Annotated in this window: 15 protein-coding genes and 1 pseudogene; 6 read left to right on the top strand and 10 right to left on the bottom strand. The window is 41.5% G+C overall.

What is annotated here, in order from left to right:
- Positions 1 to 102: 102 nt before the first annotated feature.
- The 5 genes from aspS (at position 103) to KME09_20175 (ending at position 6,374) form a co-directional block, all read left to right on the top strand.
- The gene (aspS, locus tag KME09_20155) at positions 103 to 1,893 is read left to right on the top strand and encodes an aspartate--tRNA ligase (GenBank protein MBW4536256.1); all 1,791 of its coding nucleotides are present in this window, start codon (positions 103 to 105) and stop codon (positions 1,891 to 1,893) included.
- Positions 1,894 to 2,064: 171 nt separating this feature from the next.
- Positions 2,065 to 2,625 (top strand): DUF3727 domain-containing protein, encoded by a 561-nt coding sequence (locus KME09_20160; GenBank protein MBW4536257.1) that lies wholly within the window; start codon positions 2,065 to 2,067, stop codon positions 2,623 to 2,625.
- Between the two features lie 146 nt (positions 2,626 to 2,771).
- The gene (mltG, locus tag KME09_20165; protein ID MBW4536258.1) at positions 2,772 to 3,857 is read left to right on the top strand and encodes an endolytic transglycosylase MltG; all 1,086 of its coding nucleotides are present in this window, start codon (positions 2,772 to 2,774) and stop codon (positions 3,855 to 3,857) included.
- 63 nt (positions 3,858 to 3,920) lie between these two features.
- Positions 3,921 to 4,880 carry an energy-coupling factor transporter transmembrane protein EcfT gene (locus KME09_20170; protein MBW4536259.1) on the top strand — a complete coding sequence of 320 codons (960 nt, stop codon included), beginning with the start codon at positions 3,921 to 3,923 and terminating at the stop codon, positions 4,878 to 4,880.
- A gap of 102 nt (positions 4,881 to 4,982) precedes the next feature.
- On the top strand, positions 4,983 to 6,374 hold the full coding sequence (locus KME09_20175; protein MBW4536260.1) for an anthranilate synthase component I: 1,392 nt from the start codon (positions 4,983 to 4,985) through the stop codon (positions 6,372 to 6,374).
- Positions 6,375 to 6,655: 281 nt separating this feature from the next.
- Here the strand turns inward: KME09_20175 and KME09_20180 are convergent, their stop codons facing one another.
- The 9 genes from KME09_20180 to pdxH form a co-directional block, all read right to left on the bottom strand.
- Entirely contained in the window at positions 6,656 to 6,796 is a 141-nt protein-coding gene (locus KME09_20180; GenBank protein MBW4536261.1) for a hypothetical protein, read from the bottom strand.
- Positions 6,797 to 6,798: 2 nt separating this feature from the next.
- A complete protein-coding gene (gene petN, locus KME09_20185; protein ID MBW4536262.1) occupies positions 6,799 to 6,888 on the bottom strand; it encodes a cytochrome b6-f complex subunit PetN in 90 nt (29 codons plus the stop codon).
- A 119-nt stretch (positions 6,889 to 7,007) separates the two neighbouring features.
- On the bottom strand, positions 7,008 to 7,442 hold the full coding sequence (locus KME09_20190) for a hypothetical protein (protein ID MBW4536263.1): 435 nt from the start codon (positions 7,440 to 7,442) through the stop codon (positions 7,008 to 7,010).
- A 190-nt stretch (positions 7,443 to 7,632) separates the two neighbouring features.
- Positions 7,633 to 7,923, bottom strand: a complete 291-nt coding sequence (locus tag KME09_20195) for a hypothetical protein (GenBank protein MBW4536264.1) — start codon at positions 7,921 to 7,923, stop codon at positions 7,633 to 7,635.
- A gap of 43 nt (positions 7,924 to 7,966) precedes the next feature.
- Positions 7,967 to 9,256 carry an insulinase family protein gene (locus KME09_20200; GenBank protein MBW4536265.1) on the bottom strand — a complete coding sequence of 430 codons (1,290 nt, stop codon included), beginning with the start codon at positions 9,254 to 9,256 and terminating at the stop codon, positions 7,967 to 7,969.
- Positions 9,257 to 9,727: 471 nt separating this feature from the next.
- Positions 9,728 to 10,291, bottom strand: a complete 564-nt coding sequence (locus tag KME09_20205; protein ID MBW4536266.1) for a hemerythrin HHE cation-binding protein — start codon at positions 10,289 to 10,291, stop codon at positions 9,728 to 9,730.
- A 102-nt stretch (positions 10,292 to 10,393) separates the two neighbouring features.
- Positions 10,394 to 11,041, bottom strand: coding sequence for a tRNA (adenosine(37)-N6)-threonylcarbamoyltransferase complex dimerization subunit type 1 TsaB (gene tsaB / locus KME09_20210; GenBank protein MBW4536267.1), 648 nt, complete (start codon positions 11,039 to 11,041; stop codon positions 10,394 to 10,396).
- Positions 11,042 to 11,142: 101 nt separating this feature from the next.
- On the bottom strand, positions 11,143 to 11,919 hold the full coding sequence (fetB, locus tag KME09_20215) for an iron export ABC transporter permease subunit FetB (protein ID MBW4536268.1): 777 nt from the start codon (positions 11,917 to 11,919) through the stop codon (positions 11,143 to 11,145).
- Positions 11,920 to 12,200: 281 nt separating this feature from the next.
- Positions 12,201 to 12,848: a pyridoxamine 5'-phosphate oxidase gene (pdxH, locus tag KME09_20220; protein ID MBW4536269.1), complete on the bottom strand. Its 648-nt coding sequence runs from the start codon at positions 12,846 to 12,848 to the stop codon at positions 12,201 to 12,203.
- 206 nt (positions 12,849 to 13,054) lie between these two features.
- Here pdxH and KME09_20225 point away from each other — a divergent pair.
- Positions 13,055 to 14,023, top strand: a pseudogene (locus KME09_20225) (trypsin-like serine protease).
- 46 nt (positions 14,024 to 14,069) lie between these two features.
- Here the strand turns inward: KME09_20225 and hemL are convergent.
- Complete coding sequence (gene hemL / locus KME09_20230; GenBank protein ID MBW4536270.1) at positions 14,070 to 15,371, bottom strand: glutamate-1-semialdehyde 2,1-aminomutase; 1,302 nt, start codon at positions 15,369 to 15,371, stop codon at positions 14,070 to 14,072.
- Between the last annotated feature and the right edge of the window lie 404 nt (positions 15,372 to 15,775).

Consider the following 15,775-nt stretch of genomic DNA (forward strand, 5'->3'; position numbering starts at 1 on the left):
GAGCCAGCGATCGGATTAAACGATTAAATAGTAAACAAGAAGGGGACAGATTTTGTTACTCTTAGAGACGCTGTATCTTACTTAATTACTTAGCTACTGGGCATGAGAACAAATTACTGTGGCGAATTGCGAGCCGAACATATAGATCAAACTGTTACTATCTTTGGCTGGGTCGATCGTCGTCGTGACCACGGGGGAGTTATATTTATTGACTTGCGCGATCGCACTGGCACAGTTCAGATTGTCAGCGATCCCCAGCGTACCCTTAAATCTTATGCTGATGCGGAGTCTTTGCGTAGTGAATATGTAGTTAAAGCCGTGGGGCGAGTTAGTCAGCGTCCCCCAGAATCTCTTAACGATAATCTGCCGACAGGACAGGTAGAAATTTATGCTGAATCAATTGAAGTCCTCAACGCCGTTAGTAAACAGCTTCCTTTTCAGGTTTCTACTGCCGATACAGAAACTGTTGGTGAAAAGCTACGGCTGAAACATCGTTATTTAGACTTAAGACGCGATCGCATGGCGAAAAACCTCCAGTTACGTCACCAGGTAGTTAAGGCAATGCGCCGTTTCTTAGAAGACGAGCAAAACTTTATTGAAGTGGAAACGCCGATCCTGACTCGTTCGACCCCTGAAGGGGCAAGAGATTATTTGGTGCCATCGAGAGTAAATCCTGGTAATTGGTATGCCCTGCCTCAGTCTCCCCAATTATTTAAGCAATTATTAATGGTATCGGGTTGCGATCGCTATTATCAAATTGCCCGTTGCTTCCGCGATGAAGATTTGCGCGCCGATCGACAGCCAGAGTTTACTCAGCTAGACATGGAAATGAGTTTTCTCTCTCAAGATGAAATTATTGAACTCAACGAAGGGTTAATCAGCCGTATTTTTAAAACCGTTAAGGGAATTGAATTATCAACTCCTTTTCCCCGGATTACATATGCTGACGCGATGGCGCGTTACGGGACAGATCGCCCCGATACTCGCTTTGCCATGGAATTAGTTGATGTTTCCGATATTGTACAAGATTCGGGATTCCAAGTCTTCTCAGGGGCGATCGCTAGTGGTGGACAGGTTAAAGTGTTACCTATCCCTGGAGGCAATGATGCTATCTCGAATGTGCGGATTAAACCCAAGGGGGATATTTTTAACGAAGCCGTTACCGCAGGGGCAAAAGGAATTGCCTACATTCGCGTGCGGGAAAACAACGAAATCGACACCATTGGGGCAATCAAAGATAATCTCAATGAAGAGCAAAAACAGGAATTGCTCAGACGTACTGGAGCAAAACCAGGACATTTACTCTTGTTTGGGGCAGGAGATACTGATACCGTCAATAAGTCTTTAGATCGTCTCCGCTTATTTATTGCGCAAGAAATGGGCTTAATTGATAACCAACAGGTTAATTTAATCTGGGTCACAGAATTCCCCATGTTTGAATGGAATGCCGATGAGAAACGCTACGAAGCACTTCACCATCCTTTTACCGCTCCTTATCCCGAAGATCGAGCCGATTTAACTACTGCTAGAGCGCAAGCTTATGACTTGGTATACAACGGGATCGAAATTGGTGGTGGTAGCTTGAGAATCTATCAAAAAGAACTTCAGGCAGAAGTGTTTAAAGCGATCGGTTTATCCGATCAGGAAGCCGATAATAAATTTGGCTTCTTGTTAGAGGCTTTTGAGTATGGCACACCTCCCCATGGAGGAATTGCCTTTGGCTTAGATCGCTTGGTCATGCTTCTGGCGGGAGAAGAATCAATTCGCGATGTAATTGCCTTCCCCAAAACTCAACAGGCTAGCTGTCCCTTAACCAATGCCCCTGCTGCGGTAGATAAAAAGCAACTTAAAGAGCTGGAAATTGCTTCGACTTATCAACCCAAAAAAGAATAGAAGCTGATGTAAGTAGTAAGTACTACTACTTTATAACTAAATCAGTCTTTTGCCACTGAAAAAATGGTATTCTTTAGTCTAATATAAACGTATCAATCAGCCTGATTAAGGAGGCTTTGAGCCGATTGAAAGGTTTATTGATTAGCAAAAATTTTTTATAACCTAAAAATTATGCCGTCATCTGGGTTTAACTATAACGAACAATATGACGAGGAAACTCTGACCATTGTTGATGAGGATGGGCGATCGCTTCCTTGCTACATTGAGCAATCTTTGGAAGTAGATCAACTGACCTATTTACTATTAGTACCTGTTGATATTCCTGTCATTATCATGACTATTAACCAGGATAGTGAAGATGAAGTAGAAGCAGCAATGCTAGATGATGAAGAGGCGATCGCCAAAATATTTGACAATGCCAAAGCGGTATTAGCCGAACAAAATCTCTATCTACACCACACAGCCTATACTCTGACTGCTACGGGAGAGTTACCTCCCATTGAAGAGGAACAGGTGTTGACTCTTGATAGTGGTGAAGATGATGATGACGTTGACGAGGAATTGCAGTCTCTATGTTATTTCTTTCATGCCGAGCAAAAATACGGGATTTATACACCCTTAACTCCGCTGTTATTTTTTGCGCGCTACGATGCAGAAAACCATTTAGAATTGGTTTCTCCAGATCAGGAAAACCTATTGCCAATTCTTGAAGAACTACTGTCAGAAGAATAGTTGGTTGCGAAAATCAGTCAGTTTTATCTATATTTAGGGATTAATTAGCATAAAACAGACAGTTCTAAAAAACCAGGCTAAGATAAGACCCAGCTTTATTTTTAGAGCCAATGATTAATGATTTAACCTAGCCAGATCTATTTAAAATGACTGCTCAAAAAAAGCGTAAAAAACCAGTTTCTCGCACTAAATCTCCTAAAAGCTTGGCGATAAAAATTATACCCATAGCGATCGGTGCAACTGCACTTTTGGGTTGGACTAGTTGGAATAGTTCAATTGCTCCTGTAGAGGCGAGCAGCGAAGGCAAACCAAAGCAAGTTCAGTTTACTGTTAAACCTGGAGTTTCAGGCAATGAAATTGGCGAACAGTTAGCTGATGCTGGTTTGGTTAAATCTCTCAATGCTTGGAAACTTTGGACTAAATACAAGCAAGCTGCCGACTCCTCTGGCGGATTTAAAGCTGGCACTTATCAATTGTCTCCTGAAGAACCCTTAACTGATATTGCAGCTAAGATTTGGTCTGGCAAAATTATGCAGATCGACTTCACTATTCCCGAAGGTTGGTCAACCAGACAGATGGGAAAATACTTTGAGTCACAAGGCTATTTTAGCGCTGCCGAGTTTGCCGAGGCAGTCAAAAATATTCCCTACGACAAATATCCTTGGCTACCCCAAAATTTACCAATCTTAGAAGGATTTTTATATCCTGATACCTACAAAATATCTAGCGACTTAACCAACGATCCTCAAGCAATCATCAATACCATGTTGACTCGGTTTGAGAAAACTGCTTTACCTGTCTATGAAGCAGCAAAACCAGATATGAGCCTGTTAGATTGGGTCACCCTCAGCAGCATCGTTGAGAAAGAAGCCGTGATTGGCACAGAGCGCTCTTTAATTGCGGGGGTTTTTACCGCGAGGCTAAATCAGGGAATTAAGCTAGAATCAGACCCCACGGTAGAATATGGTTTAGGTATTAGACAGACGGCAGATCAACCTTTAACCTATTCTCAAGTAGGCACTCCCTCCCCCTACAATACCTATATGAATACAGGCTTAACTCCCACTCCCATCGCTGCACCTGGTTTGGCGAGCCTTAAAGCTACCTTAAACCCCGACAACACTGATTACCTATTCTTTGTCGCACGTTATGATGGTACTCATGTCTTCAGCAAAACGTTAAGTGAGCATGAAGCAGCAACTAGAGAGATTCGTCGCCAGAGAAATCAATGAGCAGCGAGCAGTGATCGGTGATTAAATTAATCCCTAGTTTTCCTTTCTTCTCTGACAAAAGACATGGATTTATTGCGATCGCTTCCGATTGGTTCTTATTTAGAACAACCTATAACTTGGCTGCACAAAGTCGATCCTAGAGTTAAATTAGCTTGGCTAATGACCTTTTTGATTGCTCCTGTGTTAGGTAATCCCTGGTGGCGTATCGTCTTGGCAGGGTCATTAATCCTGTTGACTATTGTTGCGGGAATCCCCTTTCGCGTCTGGTGGAAGCAAATTGGCTGGTTGTTGTTGTTATGTACTTTCTTATTTTTGTTTGCTAGCGTTGCTCCCGATACTTTAGCAGTAACGCATCAGCCAAGAACGCCACCTTTTTGTGCTAATCCTGAAGTAACCTCTAGTAATAAACCTAATCAAGTATCCCCTTCGTCTGCCTGTCAGTCTCAATTGCCAAATGCTAGCAGTTATCGCTTCGTTTACTTTGATCAACCCAAATTCGCTTTTTTGCCTCGCCTGACAATTACTCGTCGCTCTCTGGACATAGCTGTCAAGGTATCTACTCTAATTTTTACTTTGATTTACAGTACCAGTTTGTATCTTTTAACCACGGCTCCTGAAGAAATTACCGCAGGTTTAGAAGATCTCATGAGTCCCCTGCGTCGCTTAAATTTACCCATTGCCGAAATTACTTTAACTTTGACTCTTTCTCTGCGCTTTATTCCTTTAGTCTTAGAAGAAGTACAGAATTTAGTCCGTTCAATTCGCACCAGAGCGATCGACTGGAAGAAACTTGGATTGCGTCGTAGCACACAATTATGGTTAATTGTTTCCGAAAAATTGCTCGAAAATTTACTACTTAGAGCAGAACAAATTGCTACGGCAATGGACGTTCGCGGTTTTACTAGTCCTAACGAGCATCGAGTTCAATGGCATCAATTGAAGTTGAGATGGCGCGATTGGATCGCTTTAGGCATTTTAATTCCCTTTTGGTGTGCGCGGTGGTTTATTGGGGGAACTAGCTGAAAAAACAATGCTGAACAACCTAGTCTGACTTGACTGAGAGACTAGGAGACTGGGAAAATAATCGATCGCTATTTAATCTCATTCATGCCGATCAAAGAAGTAATGCAGCCGATAAAAATATGGCAATGGCGATCGCTAACTCTTAATCATCGTACTGCTTCAGAAGTTTTTACTGCCTTATTTCTTGATGATCCAGTTGCTACTCTGCTCGAAAGTCCAGGAACAATTGCAGATTTAGAACAACCACAGTTATCACGCTATTCAATTTGTGCTGGCTCGCCTAGAACTAAAGAGCAGAAATTTCAATTATGGACTCCGAAAATTGGTGAAATCCTACCTTTCTTGCGATCGCTACTAAAGCAACCCACTAGTCATAATTCTCAGGTGGCTCATTTACCCTTTACTGGTGGTTGGCTAGGTTGGCTAGGTTACGATCTTGCTTGGGAGATTGAAAAATTACCCGAACTCAAGCAGGATACTTTACCCTTTCCCGTAGCATATTGGTATGAGCCAGATTGTTTTGCTGTATTAGACCATGTAGCTCAAACTTTATGGCTGGCTGCTGGTGATTTTGAGCAGTTAGAAAACTTGGTCGCCAAACTTGCTGCATTTCAACCCGCTCCAGAAATTGTGCCAAACACGCCAACAACATCCACAATTACTTTCTTAACCGATCGAGAACAGTATCAAAACGCAGTCGAACAAGCAAAACAGCACATACAAGCAGGAGATATTTTTCAGACTAATTTATCCTTGAGATTTCAAACTAGTACAACTAACAATAGCTGGTTAATTTATCAAGAGCTACAGAAAATTAATCCTTCTCCTTTTGCTAGTTATTGGCGATCGCCTTGGGGAGATGTGATTAGCTGTTCTCCTGAACGATTAGTGCAGTTAGAGGGCAATTTAGCGCAAACTAGACCCATTGCGGGAACGAGAAGAAGAGGAATAGATCGCCAAAGCGATCGCGCTTTGGCAGCAGAATTACTTGCTAATACCAAAGAACGAGCCGAACATATCATGCTCGTCGATTTAGAACGCAATGATTTAGGACGAGTTTGCCAGTGGGGTTCAGTCGAAGTAGACGAGCTGTTAGTTATTGAACGCTATAGCCACGTAATGCATTTAGTCAGTAACGTCAGAGGAATTTTAAATAGCGATCGCGATGCCGTCGATTTGATCCGAGGTGTCTTCCCTGGTGGAACAATTACAGGCTGTCCTAAAGTGCGCTGTATGGAACTAATCGAAGAGCTTGAACCTGTGCGTCGTAGTTTATTCTATGGTTCTTGTGGCTATCTCGACCAGCGAGGAAATTTAGACCTCAATATTCTGATTCGTACTTTGCTCTATGTCAAATCGCCTGATAGTGATATCGCTCAAGTATATGGACAAGTTGGTGCGGGGATAGTTGCCGATAGCGAGCCAGAACAAGAATGGTACGAGTCTTTAAATAAAGCCGAGGCGCAAATTGCAGCTTTGCAATTCAAACCGTGACTAACCAGATCCATTTTAAATACTTCTCGTTTAAGCTTTGTTATTGATTAGTTAAGTAGTAGGTAGTCCTAAAGGATACCGCTTCGCATATAGGTAGTGAATAGTAGGTAGCGTTACTTGTTACTCGTTACTCGTTACTTTTCTAGCCTCATATATTAATCCGCATTTGTTAAACGAGAAGTATTGGCTCCATTCTAAATAAATAGGGACACCATTAAATAGCATCCCCACTCTCAAAAAATATTACTTTTAATTAATTTGGTAACGATGTTCGGACACTGTTAAAGCCCGCCTCGTTTATCTCGCCCTTGACGACGGCGATCGCGCCACTGGACAACAGAAAGATAGCCAACTCCTAAACTTAGTAGCCCTAGAATGCCTATGGCTACTAGAAACAGAGTATTTAGTAATTGAGTTTCCACGACTAGAATCCGTTACGACCCCAGACAACCATGGCGATCGACCAGGAGAATAAAGCTAAGATTGTTACCCAGCCTAAAGTTAAAATATCCATGCTTTGTATCTTTGTTTTGAAATATCTATTTAATTTGGCAACTATAAACCTTATCATACTTCTTAAGCGGTATTTTGTGGTGTGAAACCCCATAATTAGAGTAGCCAGTATTCAGATAGTTAAATAAAGGGTTTGATTAGCTTACGAGCGATCGCCAAATCCAAAATTAAACGAGCGATCGCAAAACAGACAATACTTTGCAAAACTAAACCAGCTAAAGATAATAGTTCAGCTAAAACCAAGTTTCTTTCAACTAAAGCCAATCCTCTAACTAAACCAAAGGCAAGTACGGCACCGTCTTGAAGATGAGAATTGCGATCGCTGCGAATTATATAGCGATAGGTTACGCCAAACAAAAAACCACTAACTGCACCAATAGCTAATTGAATCGCCGATATCCAGCTAATGACCCCAAAATTAGTATTCAATTTGAGGATCAAATCGCTCACCAAACCTTGAACTACCAACAATACTAATGCTGCCAGGGTAAATGCGATCGCGCCGATCAGTCCCGCCTTAACAGATTCAATCCTTTCCGTAACTAAACTAGGCACAATTCCCTCTCATAATTTACCCGAACCATGAATACTAGTATGCCTTTTTTCGCTCTCCAAGTAGATATCGGAATTTAATTTGGCACTTTTATGCACTGCATCTGACTTAATAGTTAATAAAATATATTTACTATCGAGAATTATCGAAAAACTGTAATGTTATGGTCAAAGATAGTTTTTAAGCGAATTACTATATAGTTGAGGTACGGAGTGGAAGAAGCATTGCAATGGTTGTATAAAAAGAAATTGTAGTCCTAAAGATGTAAGGATGCGTTGTAATGATGAACGAAATACCAAATTGCTCCAACATGATTTTCAATTTATCACTAACCAAACTTAACCCAGCAGCTAATGTAGCACCATAGGTTAGGCTATCTCCTGTATCTACATCATTAAATGTATTTGCTGCGAAGATGAAGTTAAATTTTTTGTCTTCTGTAGCTGTCTGATTAGCGATCGCTTTTTTTAAAATTGATGACACGCTCTAGTAATCAGTAATCAGTAAAGTAATCAGTAATCAGTAATCAGTAATTACCAGGTTTCATAATTACCGCGCCATAGGCATCAGGATTAAGATATTTTTGGGCTGCTATTTGTAAGTCTTGAGCTGAAACGGCTTGAATATGTTGAGGATAATTTAAAGCTGGGTCAAGATCCTGTAGCTGGGAATAATAGTAACCATAGAGGTTAGCGCGATCGCTGGGACGTTCATTAGCAAACACAAAACGATTGGCTACTTGAGTACGAATACGGTCTATATCTTGGTCGACAATAGGTTCGTTTTGAATGACTCGGATTTGTTGAGCGATCGCTTGTTCTACCGCCTCAATGTTTTCTGTTGGCAAGGCAGCAGAGATATAAAATACTCCCTGATGGGTTTGAGTCATGTTACTCACGCCAATCTGATTAACCAGACCTTTTTCTTCTCGTAATTCTCTAAATAGGCGAGATACTTTACCCTGTCCTAAAATTACCGCCAAAATGTCTAAAGCATAGGTTTGATCGAGGTTTTCCATGCCAGGAACACGCCAAGTCATAATTAACCGTGCCTGTTGTAGACTCTCATCGGTATATTCGCGACGGACTATTTCTGTAAAAGGCGCTTCTGGGGCGACCGAAGGAGTACTATTTTTAAGATACTCGTCACGGGTAGTATAATGCTGTTCAAAGCTGTTGGTAACAATCTCGATCAACTGTTCTACAGGAAGATTACCCACGACGGCTGCGGTCATAGAATTAGGCTGATACCAAGCACCATGAAAATTGCGCATTTGTGGCGATCGCAAATTTTCAATTACAGATGCAGGGCCTAATACAGGACGACGATAAGGTAAGGTGGCAAAACAAGTTTCCATCGAACGAGAGAAAGTACGACGACTAGGACTATCTTCTGAGCGACGGATTTCCTCCAGAACAACTAGTTTTTCCCGTTCAAAAGCTTCGTCTTCTAAGCTAGGGTTTAAGACTACATCAAGCTGCAAGGGTGCTAGTTCAGCAAAATCTTGCGGTGCAGTGGTTATATAGTAATGAGTATAGTCCTGACTAGTAGCAGCATTGGTTTCTGCACCTCTTTTCTCGATTAAATGCTCAAATTCGCCAATTTTTAGATTAGGCGTGCCTTTAAACACCATATGCTCTAAAAAATGCGCCATGCCGTTGATTTCGTTGCTTTCTTGAGCTGAACCAACATTAATCCAGACATTGAGGTTCACTGCTTCAACAGGCATCTGTTCGGCAATAATAGTTAAACCATTATCGAGTTTACATATAGTTGGGGCGTTGAGTTTAGGCTGTTGCGTAATAATAGAAGTCATTAAAAGTACTTTTTGCTATACCAAATATATAAAAAACTTATAGTTATTCTAATCATTATTTACTGATAAAGGAGTTGAAGAATGTTTTAATTTAGGGACTTGGGGACTTGGAGACTTGGGGACTTGGGGACTTGGGGACTTGGGGACTTGGGGACTTGGGGAATCACTTTATTTAAAGTCGTTAGTCATACTCGATCTTACTTGGCGATCGCCAACAACAAAGTAAAGAAAAAGACCGCTCTTTGCAAAGCGATCTTAATCATGAGTTCATCTAGTTGATTGTCAAGATTGTTTTGAGGAATAGGAGTCAAAAGTCACAAAGGGCTTGCCCGCATGTAGTCTGAATAACCTACAATTGTTTGACAACGAAGTCGAAGGTTTTTACCTATTACCCATTACCTATTACTTATTACCTAACCTCAACTCCTCAATTCAAAATTGACAGACTACATTTTTGATAAATCTTTGCCGTTATTTCACAGCATTAGCGGCACTACTTACCACACCCTTGAGGGCAGCAATGCCCTGTTCGACACTTGCCCAAATACCCATATCAGGTTCTTGTCCTGTCAGTTCTCTAGTGCCAACGAAGTAAAGCACGCCTTTAAGAACTTCTTGATGAGCGCGGTTTTCAAAGTTGACTTTATTCAACGGTTCCATTGCGTCTTGTAGTTCATCGTTGAGAGATTGAGCGGCTTTATGAAGTACTAAGCCAGTCATGCTTTGCTGATGTTTTAATAGCTCAAGTTGAAAGAATTTATCATATTCTGTTAACTCTGAGCCATCCATCATTTGACCGATTTTATCAGCGTGTTGTTGGGTAATGTCGCGGGGTTGAGCCGCATTACCAAATTTGGCGATCGTCTCATCAATATCGCTTAAGTTCTGGCGATCGCTTTCCAACATTTTTTCTAGTCGTTCGCGAATTGTTTGATCATTTGTCTGTGCCATTAGTTTCTGTTCGTATTCGATCAAAACGTTCTGAATCAGCTTGAGATCGCCAAGTTTGGTAGCTATATTTGTTTGAGTAGTCATGGTTCGTTTATCTAGTTGTTATTTGAAATAAAATTGAGTATCTTATTTCATGATCTCGCGAGATTCCTCAACTCTCCTCCGTCTAGGGTAAGAAGTCTATTTCTATCCAGTGACTGGATGTTGTCCGTAATAAGGCATAATTTCTGACCAGTGGGGCTGTTTTCCCTGCTGCCAATCTGTATAGGCTAAATCCAAAACATTAGTCACAGAAGCAGCAATCTGTTCGCTAGCGGTAATTAATTGATAGGCAGGTAAATCTGCCAGAGTTTTCTGCCAAACTTCTGGAGTCATTAAGGTATCCTGCATATATGTCTTAAGCCCTAAGTCAGTTACCTGATAAATGCCGACAAATAGTTGCTCTCGTCTAGCATCCATCTGAACCGCTAACAAATTTTCTCCTTGATAGTTTTGGGCTGCGGCTATGGCTGCTAAGTTGGAAATACCAAATAAAGGAATGTTTAGCTGTTGGGCAATAGTGCGGGCAGTAACAACCCCGACACGAGTTCCTGTAAAGCCTCCTGGCCCTTTAGCTACGGCGATAAAGGCTAAATCTTGCCAAGTTTGAGGCAGTAGCATTGCTGCTAGATGTTGATGTAGTTGGGATGCTAAATCTCGTCCTAAATCCCAGGTTTGACTACGGCTGTCCCCTGCATAATTATTAATAGCTATGCCCAATTGTGGTGTACTAGTATGAAGAGCGATCGCATATTTATTATGTGTCAGGTGTGAATTGGCTGCGTTTAAATTCATTGGTTGTTAGCTTTTAGCCATTAGCTTTTAGCTTTTAGCTTTTAAAAAAGAGTGTGGAGTTTAATTGAATCAAGTTATCAATTCACTAAATAATATCTGACCTAGCCAATTAATTGTTCTCGCGGATTAAAAAAGCGTTTGTAAATTCCTTCAGTAATTAAGATTGTCGTCATCAAATTAACTAAAACGATCGCAAATAAAATCAAGATCTGATAAGAAGCTGCATCGCGAGGATTACTACCCCCTAATACTTGTCCTGTAAGCATTCCTGGCAGACTAACCAAGCCCATCACCACCATATTATTTAAAGTAGGAATTAAGCCTGTGCGAATTGCCTCTCGTTGATAGCTAGCGATCGCTTGTTTTGCCGTAGCACCTAAACTGAGATGGGTTTCAATTTCCAGACGGTTGTGCTGAATTGAGTTTAATAGGCGATCGCCCGCTAAGGATGCACTATTCATCGCATTACCAAATAGCATCCCAGCTAAGGGGATTAAATACTGGGGTTCGTACCATCGATCGGGCTGCACGATCAACAAAATTACATAGGCTAAAGTAAAAACATTACTGGCAACTAAAGCTAAAATTACCGTCGATAGAAGTCCCTTCAGCTTTTGATCGATACGGTTACGGGTGACAACTGAGGCAATAGCAATCATGATCCCTAAAATGCCCAACACCGCTAGCCAGTTATCAATCGCAAACACCAGATCTAAAATATAGCCAATGGCGATGAGCTGCACTAAAGAACGTCCTGCACTATAGGCTAGCTGCTTTTCTAAGCCTAGTTTACGCCATAAAGATAAGGCGATCGCCAAACCAATCAAGCCCAAACATAAAACCAAATCAACCGTATCTAAGACAATTAAATCATTCATTCTTGATGGACAAAGTAATACTGGCGTTGCTGATTTAGCGAACGAGCGCGGTCTTGAAGGTTTCCTTCTTAGAGCGACTCGTTTAAGACAAGTGTGAAACCGATAATAATACTGTTCGGAGCTATAGGCTATAAGCTATAAGCTATAAGCTTTTTAAATTGGTATACCCTGATTCAGCAACGCCGTAATACTAAATCCGATTCTCAAAAATAACTTTATAGTAAGTAGCAAGCAGTTTAATCCGCTAAAACTCCATTACCCATTACCCATTACCCATTACCTTAGGGAGATAATCGACTGATTGACCAATTACCATCAGCTTGTAGATCGTATACTAAGCGATCGTGGAGACGACTGGGACGACCTTGCCAAAACTCCAGCCGATTAGGTACAACTCGAAATCCACCCCAATGTTCGGGTAAGGGAATAGTATCCTCACCGCTATATTGTGCTTGTAAACTAGCCAACTTTTGCTCTAATACTTCTCGGTTAGCAATCACCTGACTTTGATTTGATGTCCAAGCACCAAGCTGTGATGCTTTAGGGCGACTATGAAAATATTCTAATGACTCGGCTGATGATAACTTCTCAACTTTGCCCTCAATCCGAATCTGTCTTTCCAGCTTATCCCAAAGAAATACTAAAGCAGCATAGGGATTAGCGATTAACTGCCGTCCTTTTTGGCTGTCGTAATTGGTATAGAATACAAAACCTCGCTCACTGACACCCTTAAGCAAGACAATCCTCGCACTAGGCTTACCATCAGCAGTAGCAGTGGCTAAAGTCATGGCGTTGGGTTCAATTAAGTCGGCTGCCAAAGCCTGCTCAAACCAGAGGTTGAACTGATGGATCGGATTAGAGTCTAGATCGGCTTCACTTAATCCTGCCAGAGTATAGTTTTGTCTTAAATCGGCGATCGATGAATCCACTTTTTCTCAGCAACAAAGAACAGTTATTAATTTAACAATTAATAGACTCTTTGCCTGAATATTGTTGAAGAAGTCGTCCTTTGCATCGCTCTCGAAGGGGAATACTTTTGACTTTTAAGGTGTTTTTTGGCTACTTAAGTAAAGCATGATATATTTACCCCTTAATCTAAACGTAATGAAGATCTGGATCAGAGGAGTAATACAAGGTGGTTGCAATTAATGAGAATGCTAAAGAATCAGACTCGATTAAGCTAGCCAAGCCAATAGATCCAGTTGGCAGAGTAGAGATTACAACTAAAACTACAGCGTATTCCAAAGAGTTGAACATTGGAACAGGAACTTTAGTTGCTCCCAATAAAGTTTTGACAGCAGCTCATGTGATCGATCCCGACCTCAATGGCGTAATTGATGTTAAGGACTTATCAAAGTATTCGTTTGAGTTGGGGGATGATTTAGATGCAGGTTCGGATCACAGCTTGAAAATCGAGCGGGTTAGTTTACATCCATCTTGGCAGGCCGCTAAAGCTAATCGAGTCAGCAGCGTTGATGAAAGTGAAAATGTTGCCAATCCGCGATATGACCTAGCTATATTGACTTTAAGTGAAGACTTTACAGACATTGAACCAGTTGCGGTTTCACCTAATGTTCCTGAACTAGCAGATGATACATCTTTACTCGGTAAAAAAGGAACTCTGATTGGCTATGGAGATTATGGACAGCCAATTGCTACTTCAGGCAATAGTGACGGTTTACGCCGTGCAGCCGAAAATATTATTGACAGCGTTGACGATGGCTTAATTCGCTTTGACTATGACAGCACTTACTCCTTCGATCAGCAAAATAATAATCAAGGATTAACCAGTCCTAATCTAGATGGCTCTTTCCCAGAATTTACACCTGTGCCAGACTCTTCGCCCAAACCAATCCGTTTGGAAGGAGGAATTGGCCCTGGTGATAGTGGTGGCCCATTGCTAGTCGAGTCGGATGCAGGCCCTACTGTTGTTGGAGTTGCCAGTGAATTTATCGATCCCGATCCCTTAGGTACTCCCGTCTCTGGTTATGGTTCAATTTATGTCTATTCATCACTTGATAACCCTAAAACCCTCGACTTTTTGAGTGATGAGGACATAGTTTAGCTTGTTGGAATTACAACAAGGCGGGGATGACCCGCCTAATTATTTACTTCAAAATTTATAACTTCAGACTCAAAAATTTTGCCGTTTAAATTGCCTCTAAAACAGTTTTGGCAGCTGCTAAAGTGCGATCGACATCTTCATCAGTATGGGCAAGAGAGGTAAAGCCAGCCTCGAACTGAGAAGGTGCAAGATAAATACCTTGTTCTAACATTCCGCGATGGAAACGCGCAAATTTTTTCATGTCGGCAGTTTTGGCATCATCGTAGTTATGAACTGCTTGACCAGTAAAGAACATGCCAAACATAGCGCTAATATTACCGCCAGTGACTTCGTGTCCTGCTTCTTTGGCTACGGCCAATAAACCTTCAGAAAGTTTAGTGGTAATGCGGTCTAGCTGTTCGTAAGTACCTGGCTTGCTCAGTAATTCTAAAGTTTTAATCCCCGCCGTCATGGCTAAAGGATTACCAGACAATGTTCCTGCTTGATACATTGGGCCTGCTGGGGCGACCATAGACATGATATCGGCACGACCACCATAAGCACCCACAGGTAAACCACCACCAATTACTTTACCTAAAGTTGTGAGATCGGGAGTTACACCAAATTTAGCTTGTGCGCCACCATAAGCAATCCGAAAACCAGTCATTACTTCGTCAAAGACTAGTAATGCACCCTGTTCTTGAGTTATTTCCCGCAATCCTTCCAAGAAACCAGCATCAGGAGTAACGAAGCCAGAATTACCTACTACAGGTTCTAAAATGACCCCCGCAATCTGATCGGGATTTTCAGCAAAGAGCTGTTTCACTGTCTCTAAATCATTATAGGGAGCAGTTAAAGTATTAGCAGTAGTCGATTTGGGGACTCCTGGAGAATCTGGCAAGCCAAGAGTAGCAACCCCAGATCCTGCTTTAACCAAAAACATGTCTGCGTGACCGTGATAACAGCCTTCAAACTTGATAATCTTTTCTCTACCTGTGAAAGCTCGCATCAAGCGCAGCACTGACATACAGGCTTCTGTTCCCGAGTTAACAAAGCGTACTACATCAATACTAGGGACAGCATCAATGACCATCTCGGCTAGCACGTTTTCTAAAGCGCAAGGCGCACCAAAGCTAGTCCCTTTTTCTAAGGCTGCGTGTAAAGCTTCGATTACTACGGGGTGAGCATGTCCACAGATCGCTGGCCCCCAAGTTCCGACATAATCGATATACTGATTGCCATCGACATCCCAGATATAAGCACCTTTAACATGATCGAAGACAATCGGTTGACCGCCGACTGATTTAAACGCTCGTACTGGAGAACTTACGCCACCAGGCATGAGTTTTTGAGCAGCATTAAAAATTTCTTCTGATTTAGCCGTTTTAAAGGAAGTTGTAGAAACCAATATTGTCTCCTTTAATTAAAGTGAGTGTGTAAATGTATATCTCTAGTTTAAAGATATGAGTTTTTGTAAAGACGTAATCATGTCAATAGCCTTTTATTATCTTACGGATCGTAGCTAGTCAGCGAACCAGATTGTTAGAAATTTTAAATTGTTTTGCATTATGAGCTGATTTGATCCATCGAGCGATCGCATTTTTCACTTTGCTGATTTTGCTGATGTTGTGGCTCAAAAATCACGGTTTCTGTTGACTCAGTTATGGTAACAGTAATTCTTGGGCGCTCTTTAACTGCGAAAAAGCTACTAAATAGAGCTTCTATTTCAGCCTGTGACTCACAAACAGCATGTAAGCATATAGTATACTGCTCTATATAAGACTCTTAATCACGTAAGTTGGTATCTAGATA

This window comes from Pleurocapsa minor HA4230-MV1, from assembly GCA_019359095.1.
GTDB lineage: Bacteria > Cyanobacteriota > Cyanobacteriia > Cyanobacteriales > Xenococcaceae > Waterburya > Waterburya minor.

What these genes read in the sequence shown, in the direction of transcription:
- mltG (MBW4536258.1), top strand. Translation starts at nt 2,772, where the DNA reads ATGACTGCTCAAAAAAAGCGTAAAAAACCAGTTTCTCGCACTAAATCT.
- KME09_20160 (MBW4536257.1), top strand. Translation starts at nt 2,065, where the DNA reads ATGCCGTCATCTGGGTTTAACTATAACGAACAATATGACGAGGAAACT.
- KME09_20175 (MBW4536260.1), top strand. Translation starts at nt 4,983, where the DNA reads ATGCAGCCGATAAAAATATGGCAATGGCGATCGCTAACTCTTAATCAT.
- KME09_20170 (MBW4536259.1), top strand. Translation starts at nt 3,921, where the DNA reads ATGGATTTATTGCGATCGCTTCCGATTGGTTCTTATTTAGAACAACCT.
- KME09_20205 (MBW4536266.1), bottom strand. Translation starts at nt 10,291, where the DNA reads ATGACTACTCAAACAAATATAGCTACCAAACTTGGCGATCTCAAGCTG.
- KME09_20200 (MBW4536265.1), bottom strand. Translation starts at nt 9,256, where the DNA reads ATGACTTCTATTATTACGCAACAGCCTAAACTCAACGCCCCAACTATA.
- fetB (MBW4536268.1), bottom strand. Translation starts at nt 11,919, where the DNA reads ATGAATGATTTAATTGTCTTAGATACGGTTGATTTGGTTTTATGTTTG.
- aspS (MBW4536256.1), top strand. Translation starts at nt 103, where the DNA reads ATGAGAACAAATTACTGTGGCGAATTGCGAGCCGAACATATAGATCAA.
- tsaB (MBW4536267.1), bottom strand. Translation starts at nt 11,041, where the DNA reads ATGAATTTAAACGCAGCCAATTCACACCTGACACATAATAAATATGCG.
- petN (MBW4536262.1), bottom strand. Translation starts at nt 6,888, where the DNA reads ATGGATATTTTAACTTTAGGCTGGGTAACAATCTTAGCTTTATTCTCC.